The organism is Marinobacter sp. LV10MA510-1 (assembly GCF_002563885.1).
In the GTDB taxonomy this organism is placed as follows: Bacteria; Pseudomonadota; Gammaproteobacteria; order Pseudomonadales; family Oleiphilaceae; genus Marinobacter.
Map to the genome: position 1 here is coordinate 3,266,602 of NZ_PDJA01000001.1, position 21,258 is coordinate 3,287,859.

26 protein-coding genes are annotated in these 21,258 nt (G+C 49.8%); all 26 read left to right on the plus strand.

What is annotated here, in order from left to right; translation table 11 throughout:
* Positions 1–8 precede the first annotated feature (8 nt).
* The 26 genes from ATI45_RS15600 (at position 9) to ATI45_RS21980 (ending at position 21,098) form a co-directional block, all read left to right on the plus strand.
* Positions 9–239, plus strand: coding sequence for a hypothetical protein (locus tag ATI45_RS15600; protein ID WP_098420557.1), 231 nt, complete (start codon positions 9–11; stop codon positions 237–239).
* 18 nt (positions 240–257) lie between these two features.
* Positions 258–422, plus strand: coding sequence for a hypothetical protein (locus tag ATI45_RS22300; RefSeq protein WP_179888419.1), 165 nt, complete (start codon positions 258–260; stop codon positions 420–422).
* Entirely contained in the window at positions 419–778 is a 360-nt protein-coding gene (locus ATI45_RS21975) for a hypothetical protein (protein ID WP_134031002.1), read from the plus strand. Before ATI45_RS22300 ends, ATI45_RS21975 begins: the two co-directional genes overlap by 4 nt.
* 6 nt (positions 779–784) lie before the next feature.
* Positions 785–1,117 carry a hypothetical protein gene (locus ATI45_RS15605; RefSeq protein ID WP_134030999.1) on the plus strand — a complete coding sequence of 111 codons (333 nt, stop codon included), beginning with the start codon at positions 785–787 and terminating at the stop codon, positions 1,115–1,117.
* Between the two features lie 120 nt (positions 1,118–1,237).
* Entirely contained in the window at positions 1,238–1,648 is a 411-nt protein-coding gene (locus ATI45_RS15610) for a hypothetical protein (RefSeq protein WP_098420561.1), read from the plus strand.
* Positions 1,649–2,155: 507 nt separating this feature from the next.
* Positions 2,156–2,749 (plus strand): hypothetical protein, encoded by a 594-nt coding sequence (locus ATI45_RS15620; RefSeq protein WP_096275975.1) that lies wholly within the window; start codon positions 2,156–2,158, stop codon positions 2,747–2,749.
* A gap of 511 nt (positions 2,750–3,260) precedes the next feature.
* Positions 3,261–3,671 (plus strand): hypothetical protein, encoded by a 411-nt coding sequence (locus ATI45_RS15625; protein ID WP_098420598.1) that lies wholly within the window; start codon positions 3,261–3,263, stop codon positions 3,669–3,671.
* 181 nt (positions 3,672–3,852) lie between these two features.
* Complete coding sequence (locus ATI45_RS15630; RefSeq protein ID WP_098420563.1) at positions 3,853–4,704, plus strand: tyrosine-type recombinase/integrase; 852 nt, start codon at positions 3,853–3,855, stop codon at positions 4,702–4,704.
* Positions 4,701–5,825: an IS91 family transposase gene (locus tag ATI45_RS15635; protein ID WP_228735995.1), complete on the plus strand. Its 1,125-nt coding sequence runs from the start codon at positions 4,701–4,703 to the stop codon at positions 5,823–5,825. The genes ATI45_RS15630 and ATI45_RS15635 overlap by 4 nt, the downstream gene beginning before the upstream one ends.
* A 336-nt stretch (positions 5,826–6,161) precedes the next feature.
* A complete protein-coding gene (locus ATI45_RS15640) occupies positions 6,162–6,839 on the plus strand; it encodes a class I SAM-dependent methyltransferase (protein ID WP_098420567.1) in 678 nt (225 codons plus the stop codon).
* Positions 6,840–7,339: 500 nt separating this feature from the next.
* Complete coding sequence (locus ATI45_RS15650) at positions 7,340–7,903, plus strand: chlorite dismutase family protein (protein WP_098420568.1); 564 nt, start codon at positions 7,340–7,342, stop codon at positions 7,901–7,903.
* Between the two features lie 118 nt (positions 7,904–8,021).
* Positions 8,022–8,399 (plus strand): cupin domain-containing protein, encoded by a 378-nt coding sequence (locus tag ATI45_RS15655; RefSeq protein WP_179888420.1) that lies wholly within the window; start codon positions 8,022–8,024, stop codon positions 8,397–8,399.
* A gap of 296 nt (positions 8,400–8,695) precedes the next feature.
* Positions 8,696–9,346 carry an Ltp family lipoprotein gene (locus tag ATI45_RS15660; protein WP_218926149.1) on the plus strand — a complete coding sequence of 217 codons (651 nt, stop codon included), beginning with the start codon at positions 8,696–8,698 and terminating at the stop codon, positions 9,344–9,346.
* Positions 9,347–9,395: 49 nt separating this feature from the next.
* Complete coding sequence (locus ATI45_RS15665; protein ID WP_098420570.1) at positions 9,396–9,749, plus strand: hypothetical protein; 354 nt, start codon at positions 9,396–9,398, stop codon at positions 9,747–9,749.
* Between the two features lie 142 nt (positions 9,750–9,891).
* On the plus strand, positions 9,892–10,257 hold the full coding sequence (locus ATI45_RS15670) for a cupin domain-containing protein (RefSeq protein WP_098420572.1): 366 nt from the start codon (positions 9,892–9,894) through the stop codon (positions 10,255–10,257).
* Between the two features lie 803 nt (positions 10,258–11,060).
* Positions 11,061–11,522 carry a methyltransferase family protein gene (locus tag ATI45_RS15675; protein WP_098420574.1) on the plus strand — a complete coding sequence of 154 codons (462 nt, stop codon included), beginning with the start codon at positions 11,061–11,063 and terminating at the stop codon, positions 11,520–11,522.
* Positions 11,523–11,641: 119 nt separating this feature from the next.
* Complete coding sequence (gene panB, locus ATI45_RS15680) at positions 11,642–12,463, plus strand: 3-methyl-2-oxobutanoate hydroxymethyltransferase (protein ID WP_098420576.1); 822 nt, start codon at positions 11,642–11,644, stop codon at positions 12,461–12,463.
* A 1,333-nt stretch (positions 12,464–13,796) separates the two neighbouring features.
* Entirely contained in the window at positions 13,797–14,372 is a 576-nt protein-coding gene (locus ATI45_RS22440; RefSeq protein WP_218926150.1) for a hypothetical protein, read from the plus strand.
* Between the two features lies 1 nt (position 14,373).
* Positions 14,374–15,285, plus strand: coding sequence for a Kiwa anti-phage protein KwaB-like domain-containing protein (locus tag ATI45_RS15705; RefSeq protein ID WP_098420578.1), 912 nt, complete (start codon positions 14,374–14,376; stop codon positions 15,283–15,285).
* 106 nt (positions 15,286–15,391) lie between these two features.
* Positions 15,392–16,255, plus strand: a complete 864-nt coding sequence (locus ATI45_RS15710; protein ID WP_098420580.1) for an exonuclease domain-containing protein — start codon at positions 15,392–15,394, stop codon at positions 16,253–16,255.
* Between the two features lie 73 nt (positions 16,256–16,328).
* Complete coding sequence (locus ATI45_RS15715) at positions 16,329–16,781, plus strand: hypothetical protein (RefSeq protein WP_098420582.1); 453 nt, start codon at positions 16,329–16,331, stop codon at positions 16,779–16,781.
* Between the two features lie 519 nt (positions 16,782–17,300).
* Positions 17,301–17,687, plus strand: coding sequence for a tautomerase family protein (locus ATI45_RS15720; protein ID WP_098420584.1), 387 nt, complete (start codon positions 17,301–17,303; stop codon positions 17,685–17,687).
* Positions 17,688–17,779: 92 nt separating this feature from the next.
* Entirely contained in the window at positions 17,780–18,166 is a 387-nt protein-coding gene (locus ATI45_RS15725; RefSeq protein ID WP_098420584.1) for a tautomerase family protein, read from the plus strand.
* A gap of 109 nt (positions 18,167–18,275) precedes the next feature.
* Positions 18,276–19,097, plus strand: coding sequence for a 3-methyl-2-oxobutanoate hydroxymethyltransferase (gene panB, locus ATI45_RS15730; protein ID WP_098420576.1), 822 nt, complete (start codon positions 18,276–18,278; stop codon positions 19,095–19,097).
* 279 nt (positions 19,098–19,376) lie between these two features.
* Positions 19,377–20,120, plus strand: coding sequence for a sce7726 family protein (locus tag ATI45_RS15735; protein ID WP_143751170.1), 744 nt, complete (start codon positions 19,377–19,379; stop codon positions 20,118–20,120).
* A gap of 33 nt (positions 20,121–20,153) precedes the next feature.
* Complete coding sequence (locus ATI45_RS21980) at positions 20,154–21,098, plus strand: sce7725 family protein (RefSeq protein ID WP_143751171.1); 945 nt, start codon at positions 20,154–20,156, stop codon at positions 21,096–21,098.
* The last annotated feature ends 160 nt before the right edge of the window (positions 21,099–21,258 follow it).

Genomic DNA, 21,258 nt, shown 5'->3' on the forward strand with positions numbered 1-21,258 from the left:
AGCTTCAAATGACCATATCAAAGTTATATTCAGTAAAAGATGGTGGCGACTTATCCCCCTTAGACTGTGAAAACATTAACTTAACTTTAGCAGAAATGAGCATATCTGATATCCCGCAAGAGCAAATCACAAATGTTACGGACTACCTTGTTGTTGCCTTAAATAACAACAGTGTTGACCACTCCTTAGTGAGCAAACTCGAAACTTTACTTGAAACCTTACAGTCAACAGTTGAGTAAGATTAACAGGAGAGTTTTATGTTAGAGGGAATTTATATCGTCATTGCCATTTTGCTATTTGTTGCACAATTACAAAATGGTTTTTTTACTGCATTGCTAACAGCTGTTTTTTGGCCAATTGTAATTGTAGGGACATCAGTATTTCTTCTTTTTAGTATGATTTATCATTCGGTGAAAAAATGAGAACTTTAATAGGCCTGTTAAGCTTGCTCGGTGGCCTAGTTATTTGGGGCTTTGCCATTTCGGCTTTAGTGTCGTGGCTAGTTTTTTGCTTCGGCTCGGTGATAATTGGTATTCTTCTGCTAATTTTCGCTCCGTATGTTCTTCTTGCTCCGTTAGCGATAGGAACTCCAGGAACGGCTCTATTTGTATACGGCATGGATTGTATTGCTAATAAAAAAGAAGATTCTATTTACAATCGGGATTGTAAAGAAAAAAAGCATGACAACGTCATCGAATCTGATGTTGTTTGGGAAAGATCTAGTAATAACTTGGATTCAATCAATAAGATTATTGAAGAGTCAAAAATTGATCGTTAGGAGATAATGATGTTTGGATTTTTTAGAAAAAAGAAGAGAACTCTTCTTGATGAGTTGAATGATGCAACTGTTAATATGTATAGGCCGTTACTAGTTAATAACAAGAAAATTTCAGATGAAAAAATTCTTGAAATCGTGCAGACAACTATGCGTGCTTTTACACAAGCAGCAGATAGCAAAGGTGAAAAAATCTCTGGGAATGTGCTAATGAACATTTCTGCAAAGTTTATCCGTGTTTATGATATGAGTGGTCAAGAGTTTTTTCTCGAACACCTGAAATACGAAATAAACAAATACTTAACTGAGGGCTTAAGGCCTGACTATCAACAAAATGCATAACAAGTTGCTCCACTCGGACACATACTGCTACGCTCGTTTTTGTGTATCGCTACGCTCAATTTTACACAAAAACGCTCTTCGTAGTATGTGCCGGTGAGCAAGGCGTTAATTGGTAAAAATATGGAAGCCGTCATCCAAGAAGAAGCAACCGGCTGTGGTATTGCGGCAAGCGCTGCTCTTGCAGGTGTCAGTTACGCCGCAGCACAAAGGAATGCCAACGCTCTGGGTATTTATGCCGCAGATACAGCGCTTTGGTCAGAGACTGAACACGTTCGGAAACTTCTGCGGGAATTCGGTATCTCGGTGTCGCCCAAAGAAACGCCATTCGAGTCCTGGGGGCGCCTCCCAGACAAGGCTCTTATGGCCATTAAGTGGCGGATGAAGCGGGGCAAACCATTTTGGCATTGGGTAGTGTTTTTCAGGGAGGGAGGCCAAGCAATGGTGCTGGACTCCAAGAAGGCTCTGAAATCGAACATCCGGCAAGATTTCGGGCGCATCAAGCCCCAGTGGTACATTGAGGTAACCAATTAACAAGTCGCACCAGTACGCGGCCTACGGCCGCCGGACGTCCCTGACGGGCCGCCGCTGTGCTTCGCGTTAGCTGGATTGATGTGGTTCTTTTTTGGTGGTTCGGTGCCAGTGTCCTTGGCCCAGAGCTGGCAGCAAAACCGATAAGTTTCGGTGTTTGCCAAGGCCGTCAAAATCGGTGGTCAGTTGTTAGTTCAGCGTTTCAATAGCGGTGACAGAAAGTTAGGTGTTCCGTTTGTGGGGCTGTTCGCCGTGAACACGGTTTTGATCTGCTAATCTGGCGTTCTGGTTCATTCACCGTATCGGTTGCGGTGTTTTTAAACGCAGTGCTCCGGTGGATCTTGGTGCAAAGCAGCAATGGCGCAGGCCATCGTATTGGTTGCCAGGGAGTGGCTTCATCGTTACACCCAGCTAACCAATCAATCAAGTTCGTTCCCGGCCTAGCGGCCGTCCACCGGACGGCTTTTAGCCGCCGCTTATCTCAGCGTTAAAATCCCTTCGGAGGTATCGATGAAGAGTCTATCTGTAGCACTTCTCATGCTCTTAATTACCGGTTGCGCGACAACAAAAATGCAAACGCACGTCGATCCCGAGCATAGGGATCGAACTTACTCGAAAATATTAGTTGATGCACCGAATGCGAATTTTGAGTTCAAAGACTTAATGATCACTGAGCTGTGCAGTGGTCTAAGGGAAAGGTCAGTAGAGTGCATAACGAAGGATGACCTGTTCCCCCCTACCAGAGAATACTCAGAGCCTCGAATTTTCGAAATCATTGATCAGAATGGTATCGATGGTTGGCTAATCGTTGGTATCGGATCAGGTGCGACTAACAGCCAGTATATGGGGTCTCAAACATTTGGATCTGCTACAGTTTACGGCAATACCATTTCGGGTAGCGCGAACTCCATGGCAATGTATTCCTTCAGTCGGCAGCAAGGCTATTCGATAACCATGTTTGATATGGAAACGAAGCACAAGGCTTTCATCATGGAAGCCAGTACCTCTGCATCGGGCTTGGCTAACATAACTAACACGGTTTTCGCAGAGAGTTTGGCAAACAAAATAATCAATGAAATGTCCACTGCTGGCTTTGTTGAGTAGCGAATTTTAACAAGGCCAGGCACGGCGACGGCTACTGCATTGCGGCTTCGCCTTCATTCCGTAGCCGCGCATGCTGGCAGCGTTAGCTGGATTGATGTTGTGCCTTTTTGGTGGTTCGGTATCAGTGGCCTTGGTTCAGGTTTGGTAGCACACCCGCCAAGTTTTGGTGTTTGCCAAGGCCGTCGAAATCAGTGGTCAGTTTGGCAGCTTTATCGTCCACCTGCGCGGGCACAAAATTCGGTGCTCGTCGTGTGGGGCCGTCCGCGCAAACTTGGGTCCGCGCCTGGTAATCTGGCGTTCAGGTTCGACCGCCGCATCGGTTGCGGTGTTTTAGGACATTGTGCATCGGCGGATTTTGGTGCAAGGGCAGCGGCGGAGTAGGCTATCACTTTGAGTGTCAGGGGCTGGGTTGTCAGTTACACCCAGCTAACAAATCGCAGCAGTACGCGGCCTACGGCCGCCGGACGTCACTGACGTGCCGCCGCTGTGCTCAGCGTTAATTGGTAAAAATATGGAAGCCGTCATCCAAGAAGAAGCAACCGGCTGTGGTATTGCGGCAAGCGCTGCTCTTGCAGGTGTCAGTTACGCCGCAGCACAAAGGAATGCCAACGCTCTGGGTATTTATGCCGCAGATACAGCGCTTTGGTCAGAGACTGAACACGTTCGGAAACTTCTGCGGGAATTCGGTATCTCGGTGTCGCCCAAAGAAACGCCATTCGAGTCCTGGGAGCGCCTCCCAGACAAGGCTCTTATGGCCATTAAGTGGCGGATGAAGCGGGGCAAACCATTTTGGCATTGGGTAGTGTTTTTCAGGGAGGGAGGCCAAGCAATGGTGCTGGACTCCAAGAAGGCTCTGAAATCGAACATCCGGCAAGATTTCGGGCGCATCAAGCCCCAGTGGTACATTGAGGTAACCAATTAACAAGTCGCACCAGTACGCGGCCTACGGCCGCCGGACGTCCCTGACGGGCCGCCGCTGTGCTTCGCGTTGAACTAAACCGCTTCGCGGTAGCGAGTAAACCTGGAAGTTTCCTGCGAGATCAGGTGAATTGACCGATACTTTTGATTAGCCCGAGTGGGCTTTCAAAAGAGGAGTGTCCGTCATGACACCGTTACGTCAGACCATGATCCAGGCCATGTGCCAACATGGCTTTTCCCCCCGAACCCAGCACAGCTATCTTTACGTCGTCACCGCGCTGGCCCGTTATTATCGGCGCTCGCCCGATCAGTTGAAGGTGGAAGACTTACAAGTCTTTTTCAACTATCTGGTGCAGGAGCGCTCGCTGTCACCGGCCAGTTGCCGTGTTTACCTCCATGGCATCCGGTTTCTGTATCTGAAGGTGCTGCACTGGGCGCACTTCGATGTAACCCTGGTGCTGCCCAAGCGACCTCAGCGCATTCCAGAATTACTGACACGCCAGGAAGTCACGCGCCTTCTGGCCGCTGTTCTTAACCCCAAGCACCAAGCCCTGTTATCCGTCACCTATGGATGCGGTTTGCGCGTCAGCGAAGCGGTCGCGTTGAGGGTCAAAGACATCGATGGTGAACGCCATCTGCTGCGGATTGAAAAAGGCAAGGGCGCCAAAGACCGGATGGTGCCCCTGGCTCCCGGAGTACTCCAAGCGCTCCGTCGCTATTGGCAGATTCGCCATCCCATGCTCTGGTTATTTCCCAGTGATTTACTGCCAGACAGACACCTTCATATCACCACGCCTCAGAAGGTCTACCACACAGCCAAGACAACCAGTGGCATTGAAAAATGCGGTGGCATTCACGCCTTGCGCCATGCCTACGCCACACACCAGCTGGAGGGGGGTTTGCCCATTCATGAGCTGCAACGGCTCTTGGGGCACAGCGATTTGCGCAGCACTCAACGGTATCTGCACTGGTTGCCAGGCGTCACACCCCAAAACGGGGGTCCTGCAGACCTGATCGCAAGTCTCGGAGGTGCATGATGGCGGGCACACTGAGCGTTCAAAACATACTGACGCGATTTCTGCCAGGTCAGACACTGGACAGTCACCGTCGTAAAGTCTGCGCCCGCCTAACGGACTGCCGAACCGCCCGCATGGGCGGTATGGACATGCGTTGTGATCATTGCCAGGCCCACTCCGTCTGCTACTACGGATGCCGGGATCGCCATTGTCCGCAATGCCAGGGCCATGCAACTGAACAATGGAGCGCACGTCAGCGCTCCCTGTTACTGCCGGTGCCTTACTTCCATTTGGTGTTTACGCTACCTCACACCTTGAACGGCTGGGTTCAGCTCCATCCCGACGTGATCTATCGCTGTCTGTTCGCCGCAGTCTGGGACACGCTTAAGCAGTTTGGGCGCAACACCCGGCACCTTAGCGGCGAGCTGGGCATGACGGCGGTGCTCCACACCTGGGGACAGAACCTGAGCCGTCATGTTCACGTGCATTGCCTGATCCCCGGCGGCGTGTTGACCGGCACCGGTGATTGGCACAAAGCCAAAAGCCATTACCTGTTCCCGGTACGGGCCTTATCCCGGCGTTTTCGAGGGCGAATGGTGTCGATGCTGAGAGCGGCGGTGAACGCCGGCGAACTGCACCGGGTGACCCGCAACGGTGAGATTGATGGTGTACTCGACGGCCTGATGCAACACGAGTGGGTGGTCTACACCCGACACTGCCTGAACCAGGCCGAGAGCGTGGTGGATTATCTGGCTCGCTATACCCATCGGATTGCCATCAGTAATGGGCGTTTGTTGACGATGGAGGATGACCGAATCGCCTTCCGCTATAAGGACTATCGGGATCATTCCCGATTGAAGACCCAATGGCTGGATGGCCAGGAGTTCGTACGGCGATTCCTGATGCATATCCTGCCGAAGGGCTTCATGCGAATTCGCCATTTTGGCTACCTGAGCAACTGCACTCGACGCCGCAAACTGGCGGTTATCCGGCACTGTTTATCGCAGCCGCCCAAACCAGAAGCGACACTGGAGAGCCCGGCGTCTCAGCGATGCTGGCCCTGCCTCCTCTGTGACAACGGTCTGGTTCGCATGGTTCGCCAGATCCCACGATTTAGAACAACGGCTGTGCCAACGGGCTAGCTTGTCTGCCTTGATCCAGCGGGTGGAAACCGACAGTTCCTTGTGAGCTGGGCGTCTATACGGCCGAAGACTGGAAATACAGGTATCTGCAGGGTAATCTGAGGGAAATCACAACAAGGAAACGCCTCGTGAAGGATCGAATGAGACCAAAACCCGCCGACATTGCTTCGTACCTGGCCACAGATGTACCGTTTCGGTCCGGCCTTCAAATTACTTTATCCTTAAGCGTCGTTCGATAGCTGCGGAGTTGGCGGCTTAGTCCAACAGACATTTAAAGGTCATGCTGCGCACGACCATTAAATGCTTAGGTGTTATACAGACTAAGGAGAGTCTATTTTGGATTTAGCTAATGTAGTCCCGTGGGGGAGATCGTTCGAGGAATACCAGAAGATGTTCGGGTTGTCGGATGATGATCTGAACAAGAGGATTCTGGGTTGTGGCGACGGCCCTGCAAGCTTCAATGCTGAGGCGACAGAGCGCGGATACCAAATCATTTCATGTGATCCGGTATATCAATTCAACGTTGAGGAAATTCGCCGCAGGATCGACGAGGTGTATCCGGAAATCATGGCCAAGATGCAACAGGGCGCAGACAGCTATATTTGGGACTCACTGGGTAGCGTTGAGCAGCTTGGCAAGGTTCGAATGGCCGCCATGTCGAGGTTTCTTTCTGACTTTGATAATGGCCGGCAGCAAGGACGGTATGTGCCAGCATCCTTGCCTTCGCTGCCATTCCCTGATTCTGAATTCGATCTAGCGCTCTGCTCTCACTTTCTTTTTCTCTACAGTGATCATGTAGATGCGGCAGCTCACCTGGCATCAATGCGGGAGCTGTGTAGAGCTGCCTCCGAGGTTCGCGTTTTTCCTGTTGTCTCGTTGGATGGAAAGACCTCAAGGCATTTGGATTTTGTCATGACAGCATTAGCCAGAGACGGAATCGCTGTCTCGTTGCAGCCTGTCAGCTATCGCTTTCAAAAAGGCGCCACTGAGATGTTGGTGGCGAAGTCTGTATAACCAGTGGCTGTTGGCGGACGCACCTACGCTGCGCTCCGGCTCGCCGCAAAGCCAAGCGTTAGCTGGATTTATGTGGTGCCTTTTGGGTGGTTCGGTGCCAGTGGCCTTGGCTCAGAGTTGGTAGTAAAACCGAAAAGTTTCGGTGTTTGCCAAGGCCGCCAAAATCGGTGGTCAGTTTGGTAGCTCAATTGCTCAGCGGTGTTGGTATAAAGATCGGTGCTCGCCGCGTGGAGCCGTTCACGTAAGATTGGGTCCACGCCTAGTAATCTGGCGCTCAGGTTCGTTTGCCGCATCATTTACGGTGTTTCTGAAAATTGTGCATCGGCGGATCTTGGCATAAGGGCAGCAGCGGAATAGGCTATCGTTTTGAGTGCCGGGGGCCGGGCTGGCAGTTACACCCAGCTAACAAATCGCAGCAGTACGCGGCCTGCGGCCGCCGGACGTCACTGACGTGCCGCCGCTGTGCTCAGCGTTAGACCTCAACACGAAAGGAGTTTGAAATGAGTACGCGATTGTTTGCATTCGTCGGCGGAGACATTGGCCTTTGGCGAATCGTGAGGACCGAAACCATAGTTGGCGAGCCCCTGCCTGAAGCCAAAAGGCTCAACGTCGTATCCGGCTCAGATGTACAGCCTGAAACCAATGCACCTTGGGTACTTCGTGGGATAACAAGCAATGAACGATATGTTGCGCGCAGCGAGAAGAGTGAAATTGTGGCGAAGCAGCAAGGTCTAGCGCGCCCAGAGGCAACCTGCGCTGCGCTAATACCGATCCGGAAGAACGCAGATTGGTGGGAACTCACGCAAGACGAGCGCCGGAGCGTTTTCGAAGAACAGTCAAAGCACATCCAAATCGGGCTTAAGTATTTGCCTGCAGTAGCGCGGAGGCTCCACCACTGCCGCGACCTATCAGAGAATGAACCGTTCGATTTTCTTAATTGGTTCGAGTACGCGCCAATCCATGAGGTTGAGTTCAACAGGCTGCTGTCCGAACTGCGTGCGTCAGAGGAATGGAAGTATGTCGCGCGAGAAGTCGATATTCGTCTCATGCGCGAAGATGTTTAACTCTTCGTTGCAAAGGACTGCCTTCGGCAGCCGCTGAACTCAAATATTAGGTTTCTCAGGAGCAACCGCAAGCGCACTGTCTCCACAAATCGTAGCAAATCCCAAAGGAAGTCGGTCCATGAGCATCAAACGCATCTTCCCCAGCGCCAATCATCTTCAGCCGACTGATGGCGAGCCCTTCAGGTCTGTCATTACAGAGTCGGTTGAAGCCGCAATCGTGGCTTGGTACGTAAAGCCAGGCCAAAGAATTTCAGCTCATCTGCATCCTGAAGGTCAAGACACCTGGACAATCCTGTCCGGTCACGGTCAATACCAACTCGATGCCGCCGGCAGCTCAAAGCAGATCACAGCAGGCGATGTCGTTGTTGCTCACAAAGGTGAAGTTCATGGCGTACTAAACACTGGTCCTGAACCGCTGGTTTTCATATCTGTCGTGTGCCCCGCTCTTTCCGGGTTTGAGCTACTCGAAAGCCAATATGCGCGCACAGAGACCTAACCCTTCCGTCGAAAGAGGCGTGCCCCGGCAAGCCAGGGCACGCCTCTTTCGACAAACGTTAAACGGCTTAAAATAATTACGCCGTTTATTTACGCTGTGACAATTTGCCTGTACGTGCAGGCTATCGCTCAAACGCCGCCTAGGCTGGCACCTCGGGCATTGTGCAAAATATCTTTTCTGAACAGGCGTCAGCTTTAAACCCTGCCTAACCAAGGGTTCAAGTCGTTCGCTGCGCTCACTGGGACTGGCTAAAGCCAGCCCCTTAACCTAAGCATTAGGCATTTAAGGAGACAGCAATGGAAGTGTTGGTATTTGCAGTGCTTTTGGGGCTTATCCCAGCCGCAATCGCGTCAAAGAAAGGTAGGAGTTTCAGTACTTGGTGGTTCTTCGGAGCACTGCTATTCATTGTCGCGCTCCCGATGGCTTTGATGATGAAGTCAGAAGATGAGGCAGCGACTTCTGGCTCTAAGAGGCGGACTAAAGCATCGCCGGATAATCATGTTCCCGGATGGCTGGTTCTTGTCGTATTTTGCGGAATTGGGGTCTGGATATATAGCCAAGTAGACAGTAGCGGTAATCTCGGTAGTACATCGCCCTCTTACAATTCACCGTCCGTGGCAACGGTATCAGAAGGCCTATCTGGCCCCAGGGGTAATGCCGTTCGATCCGCGAAGCAGTATCTCAGCGTACAGGGGTTTTCGCGTAACGGACTTATTGAACAACTCTCATCCGATTATGGAGATGGTTATAATCGTGCCGATGCTACCGCCGCTGTCGATAGCCTGAACATGGATTGGAGCAAGCAGGCGGCAAGGTCGGCTCAGCAGTATTTAAGTATTCAGGGCTTTTCGTGCAAGGGGCTAATTGAACAACTGTCATCAGGTGCCGGAGACAAGTACACGATAGAACAGGCAACCTACGGCGCACGTCAGGCCGGCGCTTGCTAAGAATGCCTAAACAAATATTAGGCAAATTTAAAACCAAAAAGGAGACAACATGAAGGCTCTATCCATCGTCGCGCTGGTTTTCGGTGCGTTATCAATATTTATTCCGGTCGGCGGTGTGTTTATCGCCATGCTGTGCAGCGTGATGGCAATGATTTCTTTCAGATCACAGCCAACCTTGTCAGGCATTACCTTTGGTCTCAATATTATCAATACGGCCTTCCTTAGTCCCAGCATATTGCTCAGTGATGCTGCCTCATCAGGGGCGTTTGATACCGCAGATTCAATTTCAACGACCGCGCCAACTGAAGCTGGCTCAATATATTGGGTTTACGTTGGTTTTCACTTAGTTCTATTTGTTGTTGCTGTAGTTTGGCGGCTCATGCGTGGAGCTCCAAAACAGTAGCCCTCAAGCGAAGGCTTACAAGCCTAACAAATCGCTGTAGTACGCGGCCAATGGCCGCCGGACGCCCTTTTCATTGCGGCTTCGCCTTCATTACAAGGTCGCCGCTAAGCTTCGCGTTAACTGTTATTGAAAAGGGGTTCACATGAGCTATCAGGCGGTCAATTTCAAAAACAAGCTCGGCCTCTTTGATGAGCAATGGTCACCGAAAGTCATCGCCGAGATGAATGACTACCAGTTCAAGGTCGTCAAAATTCAGGGCGAGTTCGTGTGGCATGACCACAAGGATACAAACGAAACCTTCATCGTGCTCGAGGGTAGTCTTAGAATCGACTTCAGAGATGGGCATGTGGATTTGTCTGAGGGCGAAATGTACGTGGTTCCAAAGGGTATCGAACACAAGCCTTATGCGGAAAATGAAGCCAGAGTTTTGCTGATCGAGCCACGGGGAGTGATCAACACTGGTGACGAGTCTGGTAGCCAGACGGCAGCAGGTGATGTTTGGATCTAGACCAGTTAATCGGGTAGCCGGGGGTATCTAACCCCCAGCCCCCACAACACCCTGCATGCGGATCCGCACAGGGCGTTTCCCGAAAACGTTCAGAGTAAGATGGCCGATTACCTCCTCCTACCCCAATGATGGCTTCTGATTTTGCGCCAACGTTCCTCAGTCCGGTCGGACATGGAATCGTTGAGCTGCACAGGCTCCTCATTGATTTTCGGGTTCAGGCCTTCACCCTGTCCCAACCATTACGATGGGCGTTTGGCTACTATGCCGTCTGCTGACTTCTGCTCAATCACCGGCGGGGTTACCCCTATCGGCGCTATCGGTTGTCCACCTCGTTCGCTCGCAACCGCCGATGGCAACGGCTGCGCCCAGGCTTGATCGACCAGTGGCCTGACTGGTAATTGACCGATCGCTCGTTGAGCAGATCTCCCCAGATAAGAACATGCACTGTCACTGCGCAACTGCATCATTTACGGTGGCCGTCAGATCACGCGGCTTCGTCGTCTTGTGCCAACTCGCCTCCGGCCTACGCCTCATATGATGTTCTTGTTCATCAGCTCGCAGTTTTGCTAGCGGCTTCCTCCAGACCGCTCCTCACGGATTGGCCCTTGCCATTCGCTAGTGGTTAGCGTTCAATCGGTAAAACCGGCTGAACGGTGACCTTCCCACAGGGGACTTTCACCCCATTAGTTCATGCCCATGCTGGGCGTACACAAGTCAATTAAGTTCGTTCCGGCCTGCGGCCTCCACCGGACGCCCCTGTCGGGCCGCCGCTTATTTCAGCGTTGGGCGCCAAAGGAATCATCGTGCAGACATTAGAGCTAAAAATTCCACCAGTTGTTCAGGTGCTTGTTACGGCAAGCATCATGTGGACATTGGCGGTCGCTGTCCCGAGTCTTGGTTTCACTTTGTCCGGATCTCCGCTTGTAGCACTGGTGTTTGCGGCAATCGGTTTTGCTTTTGCGTTACTTGGCGTATTGGAATTTCGGTCAGCGGGCACAACCGTCGACCCTCGAGTGCCAGATCAATCCGTTAGCCTTGTTGTTCGCGGGGTCTATCGAATAAGTCGAAACCCGATGTACGTTGGGTTCTTGCTCGTTCTCATTGCTTGGGGCATTTTTCTGAGCAATCTAGCAAGTCTTGTGCTGCTTTCGGCATTCGTTATTTATATGAACCGGTTTCAAATCGTCCCAGAGGAACGGCACATGCGAGAGAAGTTTGGTGAGGCTTACCGTCAGTATGAAGCAGAGGTGCGCCGGTGGTTTTGACGCCCAACAAATCGCTCAAGTACGTTCCCGGCCGGCGGCCGTCCACCGGATGCCCTTGTCAGGGCACCGCTTAGCTTCGCGTTATGTTGCCCGAATAAATAATCGTGAAAGGAGAGAGCATGAGTACCCACACTTCAAATCGAAAAATTACCACTACTAAAATCCGAGAAATGAAGGGAAAAGGGAGCATTGTCTCTCTGACTGCTTATACCAAGCCGATGGCGGGGTTTATGGATCCATATGTTGATCTTATCATTGTTGGTGATTCAACAGGGATGGTCGCATACGGGTTTGATTCTACTTTGCCTGTAACTCTGGATATGATGATTGCGCACGGTGCAGCGGTTGTACGTGGAGCTAAGCGGGCTTGTATTGTCATTGATATGCCTTTCGGGTCGTATCAGGAAAGTAAAGAACTGGCGTATAGAAACGCCGCACGGATACTGACTGAGACTGGCGCTCAAGCCGTGAAAGTGGAGGGAGGTCTGGAGCTTGTTGAAACAGTGGAGTTCTTGATCAACCGAGGAATCCCTGTCATGCCACACATAGGTCTTCGCCCACAGCATGCAAATGCTCTTGGAGGGTTTAAAGCTCAGGGACGAGATGACGACGCAATTGAACTATTGGTCAAAGAAGCGCAAGCCTTTGAAGCAGCTGGTGCATTCTCAGTGTTGATTGAGGGTGTTTTTGAGGAAGCTGCGCGGAAGGTTACAGAGTCCGTCGCTGTCCCTACTATCGGTATTGGCGCCTCTCCCGAGTGTGATGGGCAAGTGCTGGTAACTGAGGATATTCTTGGCCTGTTCTCAGACTATACTCCGAAGTTCGCTAAGAGGTACGTAGACCTAAGCGTACAAATCAAAGAAGTGTTTGCGGAGTTTGAAAAAGAGGTAAGAACAGGAGCTTTCCCTTCAGAAGAGCATTGTTTTGGCGTAAAAAAATGACATAACAAATGGCTGTTGTCGGACGCACCTCCGCTGCGCTCCGGCACGCCGCAAAGCCAAGCGTTAGCTGGATTGATGTTGTGCCTTTTGGGTGGCTTGGTGCCAGTGGCCTTGGCCCAGAGTTGGTAGCAAAACCGGTATTTTCAGTTGCGCCAAAGCCGTCGAAATCGGTGGTCAGTTGGCAGCGCAGCGGTTCAAAGGTGGTGACGGGAAGTTGGGCGTTCCATTTGTGGGGCTGTCCGGCGCGCGCTGGGTTTCGATCTGCTAGTCTGATGTTCAGATTCATTCACCGCATCGAATACGGTGTTTTTAAACGCGGTGCACCGGCGGATTTTGGTGCAAGGCAGCAGCGGAGCTGGCCATGATAGTGTTTGCCAGGGAGTGGCTTCATCGTTACACCCAGCTAACCAATCAATCAAGTACGTTCCCGGCCTGGCGGCCGTCCACCGGACGTCCCTGACGGGCCGCCGCTTATCTCAGCGTTAGCTGGATTGATGTGGTGCCTTTTTGGTGGCTTGGTGCCAGTGGCCTTGGCCCAGGTTAGTAGCAAAACCGGTAACTTTCAGCTACGCCAAGGCCGTCTAAGTCTGTGATCAGTTTGGCAGATCAATCGTTCACCGGCATTGCCATAAAATTTAGTGCTCGCAGTGTGGGGCCGTCCACGCAAACTTGGGTCTGCGCCGGGCAATCTGGCGTTCAGGTTCGTTCGCCGCATCGGCTGCGGTGTTTTAGGACACTGGGCATCGGCGGATTTTAGTGCAAGGGCAGCGGCGGAGTAGGCTATCACTTTATGTGCCAGGGGCTGGGCTGTCAGTTACACCCAGCTAACAAATCGCAGCAGTACGCGGCCTACGGCCACCGGACGTCACTGACGTGCCGCCGCTGTGCTCAGCGTTAGCTGGATTGGTGTTGTTCCTTTTTGGTGGCTCGGTGCCAATGGCCTCGGCCCATAGTTGGTAGTAAAACCGGCGAGTTTAGGTGTTTGCCCAGGCCGTCGAAATCGGTGGGCAGTTGGCAGCGCAGCGGTTTAAAGGTGGTGACGGGAAGTTGGGCGTTCCATTTGTGGGGCTGTCCGGCGCGCGCTGGGTTTTGATCTGCTAGTCTGATGTTCAGGTTCATTCACCGCATCGAATACGGTGTTTTTAAACGCGGTGCACCGGCGGATTTTGGTGCAAGGCAGCAGCGGAGCAGGCCATGATAGTGTTTGCCAGGGAGTGGCTTCATCGTTACACCCAGCTAACCAATCAATCAAGTTCGTTCCCGGCCTGACGGCCGTCCACCGGACGGCTTTTAGCCGCCGCTTATCTCAGCGTTAAATGCGGGAGATAAACCTATGCAATTTCGATTTATACCCGCGCTGCTCGTATTCTTGGGCTCATACTTCCCACTGGCACTCATCTTGGCGCTTCAAGATATCAGTGAATCTACTTGGGGTTTAGGTATTTGCACCGACTGGAAATCGTGCCAACTCCCATCATTCAACAATACTTGGTTAACTTTTTCTATTTTAGTTATCACAATGTCTTGCCTTGTTCTTACTTTTTTAATACTTGGTAAAGTCCGATATAAATATCCAGTAAAGGTTATTGAAGCAAAGCCGATCCCCAATGAAATAATCAGCTACAGCTTCCCGTATATCGTATCTTTTATGGGATTCGATTATGGGTCATTGGGTAAAGTCGCAGGTTTCGCAGTGTTCTTGATATGGCTATTTATAATTACTTTCAAGACCGGACAAATAATATTAAATCCGATACTGTTGATTTTCGGGTGGAATCTATACGAAGCAAAGCTATTGATCAATGGGAAATCACGTATCGCAAGGGTGCTTAGCAAATCAAATCTAACGCCTGGTGACTATCATTGTGAGGTTATCCAAGGTAACTATATAACAAAGGGGGCCGTGTAATATGACGGACTTTACAGAATGGAGAGGGTTCGATTACCAGCAAGCAACAGTACAACTTTGGGTTTTCAAAAAGAGTACAACAGATGCAAAGTTTCGGGCTTGGCACGTACGAACAGATGAAGAGATAGAGTCATTATTTCGTGAGGCTATTATTAATAGTGTTGGGAGCACCACCGAGGAAGTCGGTTATAGCCCCATTTCCCAGAATAATGAAAGCAGTTGCTTGACGCATCCTTTGGAGGAGAGTGAAGGGCTTATTTCTCTACTTGCTTTGGTTGATGCGCCTGAGGCAGAAAATACCGACGCACAACTGAAAAATCTAAAAGGTGCAGCAGGTTATCTCGTTAAATTTCATCATGGCGATAATACTGTCTACGCCATTCGAAGGGCGGCACCTAGTTGGCGTCCTAAAGTAAGAAAATCAGTAATCAACGCAGTGTTCCAAAATGGTGAGCTATCAGTGACACCGGATGAAACATTTTCGTTTGATTCGTACTTTGACTTTTTTTGCATAAATGAAACAGTTTTTGTTAAATCAAAGCGCGCCTACGAGAGTGCGATGTCGGATAAGAAAGTTTATAAGACAAATTTTGAAGAATTAGCAGTGGACTCGAATTTTACTTCCATATTTTCCGATATTCAGCCACTGAAGGAATACATTGGTACAAACGCGATACAGTTACGTCGAATAACAGTCATCCAGAGCAAGGCATTGTATCTGCGTCCTGACTTTCCCCAGAGGCTTCAACATGTCAATAACACCAGAAATTTTGGGCTTAATTTCGATGCAAATGGAAAGCTGGTTGTTTGCAAAGATACTGCGAAGACGATAATGCAAATTTTACTAGATCACCGCTTGCTGAGTGAGGTAACAGAAACAATTTATGACGTCCCGGACGCTGAGGTTGTCTAGACAAGCATCTAACAATTACAAGCACGGCGACAGCTTCTTCGTTCCGCCTTCGGCTACACTACGATGCTGCGCGTGTTGTAGGCATTATACGGTCAAGGAGTAAAAAATGGAATTTGTGGCAATAGACGTAGAGACAGCAAATGCTGATATGGCTTCGATATGTCAAATTGGCTTGGCCAAATATAAGAACGGTGTTCTTGAGAAAGAATGGTCAAGCTTAATAAATCCCGAAGACTACTTTGATGACATTAACATAAGTATTCATGGGATTGACGAAATAGATGTAGGTGGCGCGCCAACTCTCCCCGAGATCAAATTGCAGTTAGCAGAATTTTTGTCTGACTCAATATGTGTAAGTCATACTCACTTTGATCGTGTATCAATTTATCGGGCTTTTGAAAAATACTCGTTAAAACAGTTAGGGGTTACTTGGTTGGATTCTGCCCGTGTAGCGCGACGAACGTGGGATGAATGCGCGTGGAGCGGTTATGGCCTAGCTAACATTTGCAAAATTATCGGCTATGAATTTAAGCATCACGATGCATTAGAGGATGCCAAAGCTGCCGGTCAGATTATTTTATCAGCAATAGATAAAACGGGACTTGATATTGAGGCATGGATTAGTCGCGTAGGTAAACCTATAGAACTTAACCGTAGTTCAATCCAAAGAGAAGGAAACCCGGAAGGGGAATTATACGGCGAAATTCTTGTATTTACTGGAGCGCTATTGATACCCAGAGCGGAGGCAGCAATTCTAGCCGCAAGTGTTGGCTGTACAATCGGTGCGAGCATCACAAAAAAGACCACATTGCTTGTAGTCGGTGATCAAGATATAAAAAAGCTGGCGGGCAAGGAAAAAAGTTCAAAGCACATTAAGGCAGAGCAATTGATTTTAAAAGGCCATAAATTACGCATTTTAAAAGAAAGTGATTTCAAAGAACTGGTTGCCCAATCGCATGAAATCGTATAACAAGTCACGGAAGGCGGACGCGTGAGACGCGCCGCTTCGTTCAGCGTTATGCACTTACTAGTGGGAGGCTTTGGTGCCAGAGAATCTTGAGTTAGAGCTTGCCAAGCAGTTTAAGGCATCTCAGGAGAAATACATTTACTTTCTGCTAGCGGCTGCCGCATCGGCAATCGGTTTTGCCATGACTCAATCCAAAGCTGAGCCGCTGAACTATATTCATGCTCCATTCGGACTAGCAATTTTTCTTTGGGCTATAAGCTTTATCTCTGGTTTGAAAGTTGTGGAGTACGCTGTAAGTGTCTCATTTCAAAACCAAAACTATTTAGCATTTAAGCGCGAGTTGCGTTCATTTCAAGCAGAAAATGCGTCTGAGCTTGTCGCGCAGTTCAAAGTGCGTCTCGACAAGACCATAGGAAAACAGCAAGCAAAAATGCAGCTGTACGGTGGGCTACAGAGCTGGTGCCTACTTTTTGGCGCCTTATCTTATATAGTGTGGCATGGTGCCCGGATGTGGACTTTAAATGCATAACCAGGCAGTCAACCGGACGCCAAAAGCGTGGCCGCTTTTGGTTCCCTCCGCTGCGCTCCGGCGCCGGTTACTTCAGCGTTAGCTGGATTTATGTGGTGCCTTTTGGGTAGTTCGGCACCAGTGGCCTTGGTTCAGATTTGGTCGCAAACCGGCGAGTTTTGGTGTTTGCCAAGGCCGTCTAAATGGGTGGTCAGTTGGTAGCTCAGTGATTCAGCAGTGGTGAAAGAAAGTTGAGCGTTCCGTTTTTGGGGCTGTCCGGCGCGCGCTTGGTTTTGATCTGCTAGTCTGATGTTCAGATTCATTCACCGTATGGAGTGTGGTGTTTTTAAATGCGGTGCACCGGCAAATTTTGGTGCAAAGCAGCAGTGGCGCAGGCCATCGTATTGGTTGCCAGGGAGTGGCTTCACCGTTACACCCAGCTAACCAGTCGCTTAAGTTCGTTCCCGGCCTGAAGGCCGTCCACCGGATGCCCTTGTCAGGGCACCGCTTAGCTTCGCGTTACACATCGCAGGAGGCATTGTGATAGTCATCTATGGAATTAAGGAACACCTGAATCCAGTCAAGGCCCAGCTTTCTGACGTCATTCACGGATGTATGCGGTCAGTTCTGGGCATGCCAGAAGACAAGCGGGCTCATCGTTTCATCCCAATGAATGCTGAGGATTTTTATTACCCAGGTGGAAGGACACCCGCCTACACGGTTATTGAAATCAACATGATGCAGGGGCGAACTCCCGATACCCAGAAAGCCCTGATAAAGAAGCTGTTCTGTCAAATTGAGTCGGAGATTGGTATTTCGCCTGTGGACGTGGAAGTGACGATTAAGGAGCAACCAGCCCACTGTTGGGGTTTCCGTGGCATGACCGGAGATGAAGCGCGAGACCTCAAGTACTCAGTCAATGTGTAACAAAACGCTCAAGTACGTTCCCGGCCTGCAGCCGTCCACCGGACGGCTTTTAGCCGCCGCTTAGCTATGCGTTACACATCGCAGGAGGCATTGTGATAGTCATCTATGGAATTAAGGAACACCTGAATCCAGTCAAGGCCCAGCTTTCTGACGTCATTCACGGATGTATGCGGTCAGTTCTGGGCATGCCAGAAGACAAGCGGGCTCATCGTTTCATCCCAATGAATGCTGAGGATTTTTATTACCCAGGTGGAAGGACGCCCGCCTACACGGTTATTGAAATCAACATGATGCAGGGGCGAACTCCCGATACCCAGAAAGCCCTGATAAAGAAGCTGTTCTGTCAAATTGAGTCGGAGATTGGTATTTCGCCTGTGGACGTGGAAGTGACGATTAAGGAGCAACCAGCCCACTGTTGGGGTTTCCGTGGCATGACCGGAGATGAAGCGCGAGACCTCAAGTACTCAGTCAATGTGTAACAAAACGCTCAAGTACGTTCCCGGCCTGCAGCCGTCCACCGGACGGCTGCAGGCCGCCGCTTAGCTATGCGTTATGTTGCCCGAATAAATAATCGTGAAAGGAGAGAGCATGAGTACCCACACTTCAAATCGAAAAATTACCACTACTAAAATCCGAGAAATGAAGGGAAAAGGGAGCATTGTCTCTCTGACTGCTTATACCAAGCCGATGGCGGGGTTTATGGATCCATATGTTGATCTTATCATTGTTGGTGATTCAACAGGGATGGTCGCATACGGGTTTGATTCTACTTTGCCTGTAACTCTGGATATGATGATTGCGCACGGTGCAGCGGTTGTACGTGGAGCTAAGCGGGCTTGTATTGTCATTGATATGCCTTTCGGGTCGTATCAGGAAAGTAAAGAACTGGCGTATAGGAACGCCGCACGGATACTGACTGAGACTGGCGCTCAAGCCGTGAAAGTGGAGGGAGGTCTGGAGCTTGTTGAAACAGTGGAGTTCTTGATCAACCGAGGAATCCCTGTCATGCCACACATAGGTCTTCGCCCACAGCATGCAAATGCTCTTGGAGGGTTTAAAGCTCAGGGACGAGATGACGACGCAATTGAACTATTGGTCAAAGAAGCGCAAGCCTTTGAAGCAGCTGGTGCATTCTCAGTGTTGATTGAGGGTGTTTTTGAGGAAGCTGCGCGGAAGGTTACAGAGTCCGTCGCTGTCCCTACTATCGGTATTGGCGCCTCTCCCGAGTGTGATGGGCAAGTGCTGGTAACTGAGGATATTCTTGGCCTGTTCTCAGACTATACTCCGAAGTTCGCTAAGAGGTACGTAGACCTAAGCGTACAAATCAAAGAAGTATTTGCGGAGTTTGAAAAAGAGGTAAGAACAGGAGCTTTCCCTTCAGAAGAGCATTGTTTTGGCGTAAAAAAATGACATAACAAATGGCTGTTGTCGGACGCACCTCCGCTGCGCTCCGGCACGCCGCAAAGCCAAGCGTTAAAGTCATCTGCCACTTGATGGAGTGAATCTGCTAGGATCAGCGTCCTGATTCTCAATGCCTAGAAGAGGCTGCACACAGACAGGAGGATAAGGTTCTTGGTAAATACTCTATATCCAGCATTTTTTCGTTCAAAAAACCTTATCGAAACTGCTTGGCACGGAACTACGGAAGTGACCCGAGACGTGGTTAAGCAATTAGTCGAAGAGCGTGCAATGAATGACACAGATCCGCTCGCCTATGCGTGTGACCTTGCCTATGAGCGGCTGCTCCTGTCGTCCCGTCCCGAATACGTTTATAAAAATGTTCTTTTGTCGAAAATGGTGTTTGGAACACATAGTCCAGCTACTACATCTTGGTTATATGAGTTCCGAGTTGGTGAGGCACGTGCAGATGCAGTTTTGATTAACGGAGTTGCAACAGCCTTCGAGATAAAAACAGATCTTGATGACTTTTCCCGTGCTCAGTCTCAGCTAGAGGCCTACTATTCTTGTTTCGATAGAGTAGTGTTTGTTGTTGGTGATGGGCAAGTTAAAAAGGCTCTCCAATTTTTGCCGGATTATGTGGGGCTCTTGAGGCTTTCAAATAGGTGTCAACTTTCGGAAATTCGAAAAACTTTATCATACACAAAGGGCCTTTCTTCGGAAGCAATGTTTTATCTTTTCCGAAAAAATGAACGCGAGGCTCTACAGAGGAAACACGGCATTTGCACCGACCACTTGCCGCCGATAGAACGATATTCTGTTGCCCGTGATGCCGTGTCTTTACTGTCTCCGAAAATTATTCACGAAAATTTCGTCGGAGCGCTCCGAAGACGAGAGCCTGCGACAAAGAGAGCCGCTATTTCATATAGATTACCGAGCTCATTACGTGCCGCTGCATTCGGGTACAAAATGAGGAATGCCGACTGGTTACTCCTTGCTTCGAGACTTCGAGAGCCAGCTTCCAGTGCGCTTTAGGTTAAAATACCGTTATCAACATGGAGAGTTATAATGTACTGGCCACTTTTTCGCTCTAAGCAAGAAGAAATGATTGCGCTCAAAGAACTTGGATCCCATTTGGGGAGTAACCTTGTAGTCCCCATTATCAAGCCACACGATGCGAATTCACGGGTTGAAGGGCAGATATCTAGAGTTTTACAAACAGGTTTACGGGCGGCACTCATTATTAATACAAACGAGGGTTCTCCTGTGCCTTCAATCGCACAGATTGCGGCAATGGAAAAAAACTTAACAAATGCGTATCCAGATCAAGTATTGCCCACATTAGAGGTGCATCCCGACGTCACGGCTTCGGATGTGAGCTGGTTTCTGACTACCTACAGTGGGCGAACTCAAGTTTTTGTTCATCGGGCACATACCCTTAGTGCTGCGACTTTTCCCGCAAACGGTGCAATTCACATTTTTGAATCAAATCAGGTATCCCCGCACTTCACTTCCGCATTTTCTGCGTCTCGACGCGTGATTCTTCGTGATGGATTCAAAAAGCAACCTGTTAACGGAGGCTACCCTTCCGCCTCTTATTTTGACGACTTAGTGTACAGTTATCGTGCACATGGTTACGATGGTTTTGGTGATTTTGCAACTATAGGAGATGTGCCTTATAACAAAGGCGGAGGCCAACCGAGTCACGTTGCTCTTCACCTTACAGAACCTCATCAGAATAACACTTTTCAGTGCCGGCATTTTGTTTCTTCTGTGCCGCCAGCAACCACAGATGTTCAGACGAAGTATTTTGATGCTCTGGCACAGTTGGTAGCGCATACGGGATCGCCAGGTGTAGGTTCATTCAGTACGTTGGGAATGTCTGATTACTGTAACAATTATGCTGCAGGCACTTTCCCTGGTTTAGGCTCTCCAAAGCGCTGGTCTACAAAACATCACATTCAATTGCTCCACTCTGTTCTTACTGCGTCTTCTGCGGCCCCTTGGATTTGAGGCATGGCTTGTATCGCTTACAGGATAATGGGTTTTTTTCAATCGAGTAATTTTTACTTGTGTGACTAGTGTTTTGAAAGAATCCAAGAAAGATCCTTTGAGCAACCGATTATTAACAAGGGATTCCAAGCGACGCCGTAGGCGCGCTTGAATCTTGCGT

What these genes read in the sequence shown, in the direction of transcription:
- ATI45_RS15630 (WP_098420563.1), top strand. Translation starts at nt 3,853, where the DNA reads ATGACACCGTTACGTCAGACCATGATCCAGGCCATGTGCCAACATGGC.
- ATI45_RS15620 (WP_096275975.1), top strand. Translation starts at nt 2,156, where the DNA reads ATGAAGAGTCTATCTGTAGCACTTCTCATGCTCTTAATTACCGGTTGC.
- ATI45_RS15605 (WP_134030999.1), top strand. Translation starts at nt 785, where the DNA reads ATGATGTTTGGATTTTTTAGAAAAAAGAAGAGAACTCTTCTTGATGAG.
- ATI45_RS15665 (WP_098420570.1), top strand. Translation starts at nt 9,396, where the DNA reads ATGAAGGCTCTATCCATCGTCGCGCTGGTTTTCGGTGCGTTATCAATA.
- ATI45_RS15625 (WP_098420598.1), top strand. Translation starts at nt 3,261, where the DNA reads ATGGAAGCCGTCATCCAAGAAGAAGCAACCGGCTGTGGTATTGCGGCA.
- ATI45_RS15670 (WP_098420572.1), top strand. Translation starts at nt 9,892, where the DNA reads ATGAGCTATCAGGCGGTCAATTTCAAAAACAAGCTCGGCCTCTTTGAT.
- ATI45_RS21980 (WP_143751171.1), top strand. Translation starts at nt 20,154, where the DNA reads ATGTACTGGCCACTTTTTCGCTCTAAGCAAGAAGAAATGATTGCGCTC.
- ATI45_RS15735 (WP_143751170.1), top strand. Translation starts at nt 19,377, where the DNA reads ATGAATGACACAGATCCGCTCGCCTATGCGTGTGACCTTGCCTATGAG.
- ATI45_RS15655 (WP_179888420.1), top strand. Translation starts at nt 8,022, where the DNA reads ATGAGCATCAAACGCATCTTCCCCAGCGCCAATCATCTTCAGCCGACT.
- ATI45_RS15650 (WP_098420568.1), top strand. Translation starts at nt 7,340, where the DNA reads ATGAGTACGCGATTGTTTGCATTCGTCGGCGGAGACATTGGCCTTTGG.
- panB (WP_098420576.1), top strand. Translation starts at nt 11,642, where the DNA reads ATGAGTACCCACACTTCAAATCGAAAAATTACCACTACTAAAATCCGA.
- ATI45_RS22300 (WP_179888419.1), top strand. Translation starts at nt 258, where the DNA reads ATGTTAGAGGGAATTTATATCGTCATTGCCATTTTGCTATTTGTTGCA.
- ATI45_RS21975 (WP_134031002.1), top strand. Translation starts at nt 419, where the DNA reads ATGAGAACTTTAATAGGCCTGTTAAGCTTGCTCGGTGGCCTAGTTATT.
- ATI45_RS22440 (WP_218926150.1), top strand. Translation starts at nt 13,797, where the DNA reads ATGCAATTTCGATTTATACCCGCGCTGCTCGTATTCTTGGGCTCATAC.
- panB (WP_098420576.1), top strand. Translation starts at nt 18,276, where the DNA reads ATGAGTACCCACACTTCAAATCGAAAAATTACCACTACTAAAATCCGA.
- ATI45_RS15635 (WP_228735995.1), top strand. Translation starts at nt 4,701, where the DNA reads ATGATGGCGGGCACACTGAGCGTTCAAAACATACTGACGCGATTTCTG.
- ATI45_RS15705 (WP_098420578.1), top strand. Translation starts at nt 14,374, where the DNA reads ATGACGGACTTTACAGAATGGAGAGGGTTCGATTACCAGCAAGCAACA.
- ATI45_RS15660 (WP_218926149.1), top strand. Translation starts at nt 8,696, where the DNA reads ATGGAAGTGTTGGTATTTGCAGTGCTTTTGGGGCTTATCCCAGCCGCA.
- ATI45_RS15600 (WP_098420557.1), top strand. Translation starts at nt 9, where the DNA reads ATGACCATATCAAAGTTATATTCAGTAAAAGATGGTGGCGACTTATCC.
- ATI45_RS15710 (WP_098420580.1), top strand. Translation starts at nt 15,392, where the DNA reads ATGGAATTTGTGGCAATAGACGTAGAGACAGCAAATGCTGATATGGCT.
- ATI45_RS15610 (WP_098420561.1), top strand. Translation starts at nt 1,238, where the DNA reads ATGGAAGCCGTCATCCAAGAAGAAGCAACCGGCTGTGGTATTGCGGCA.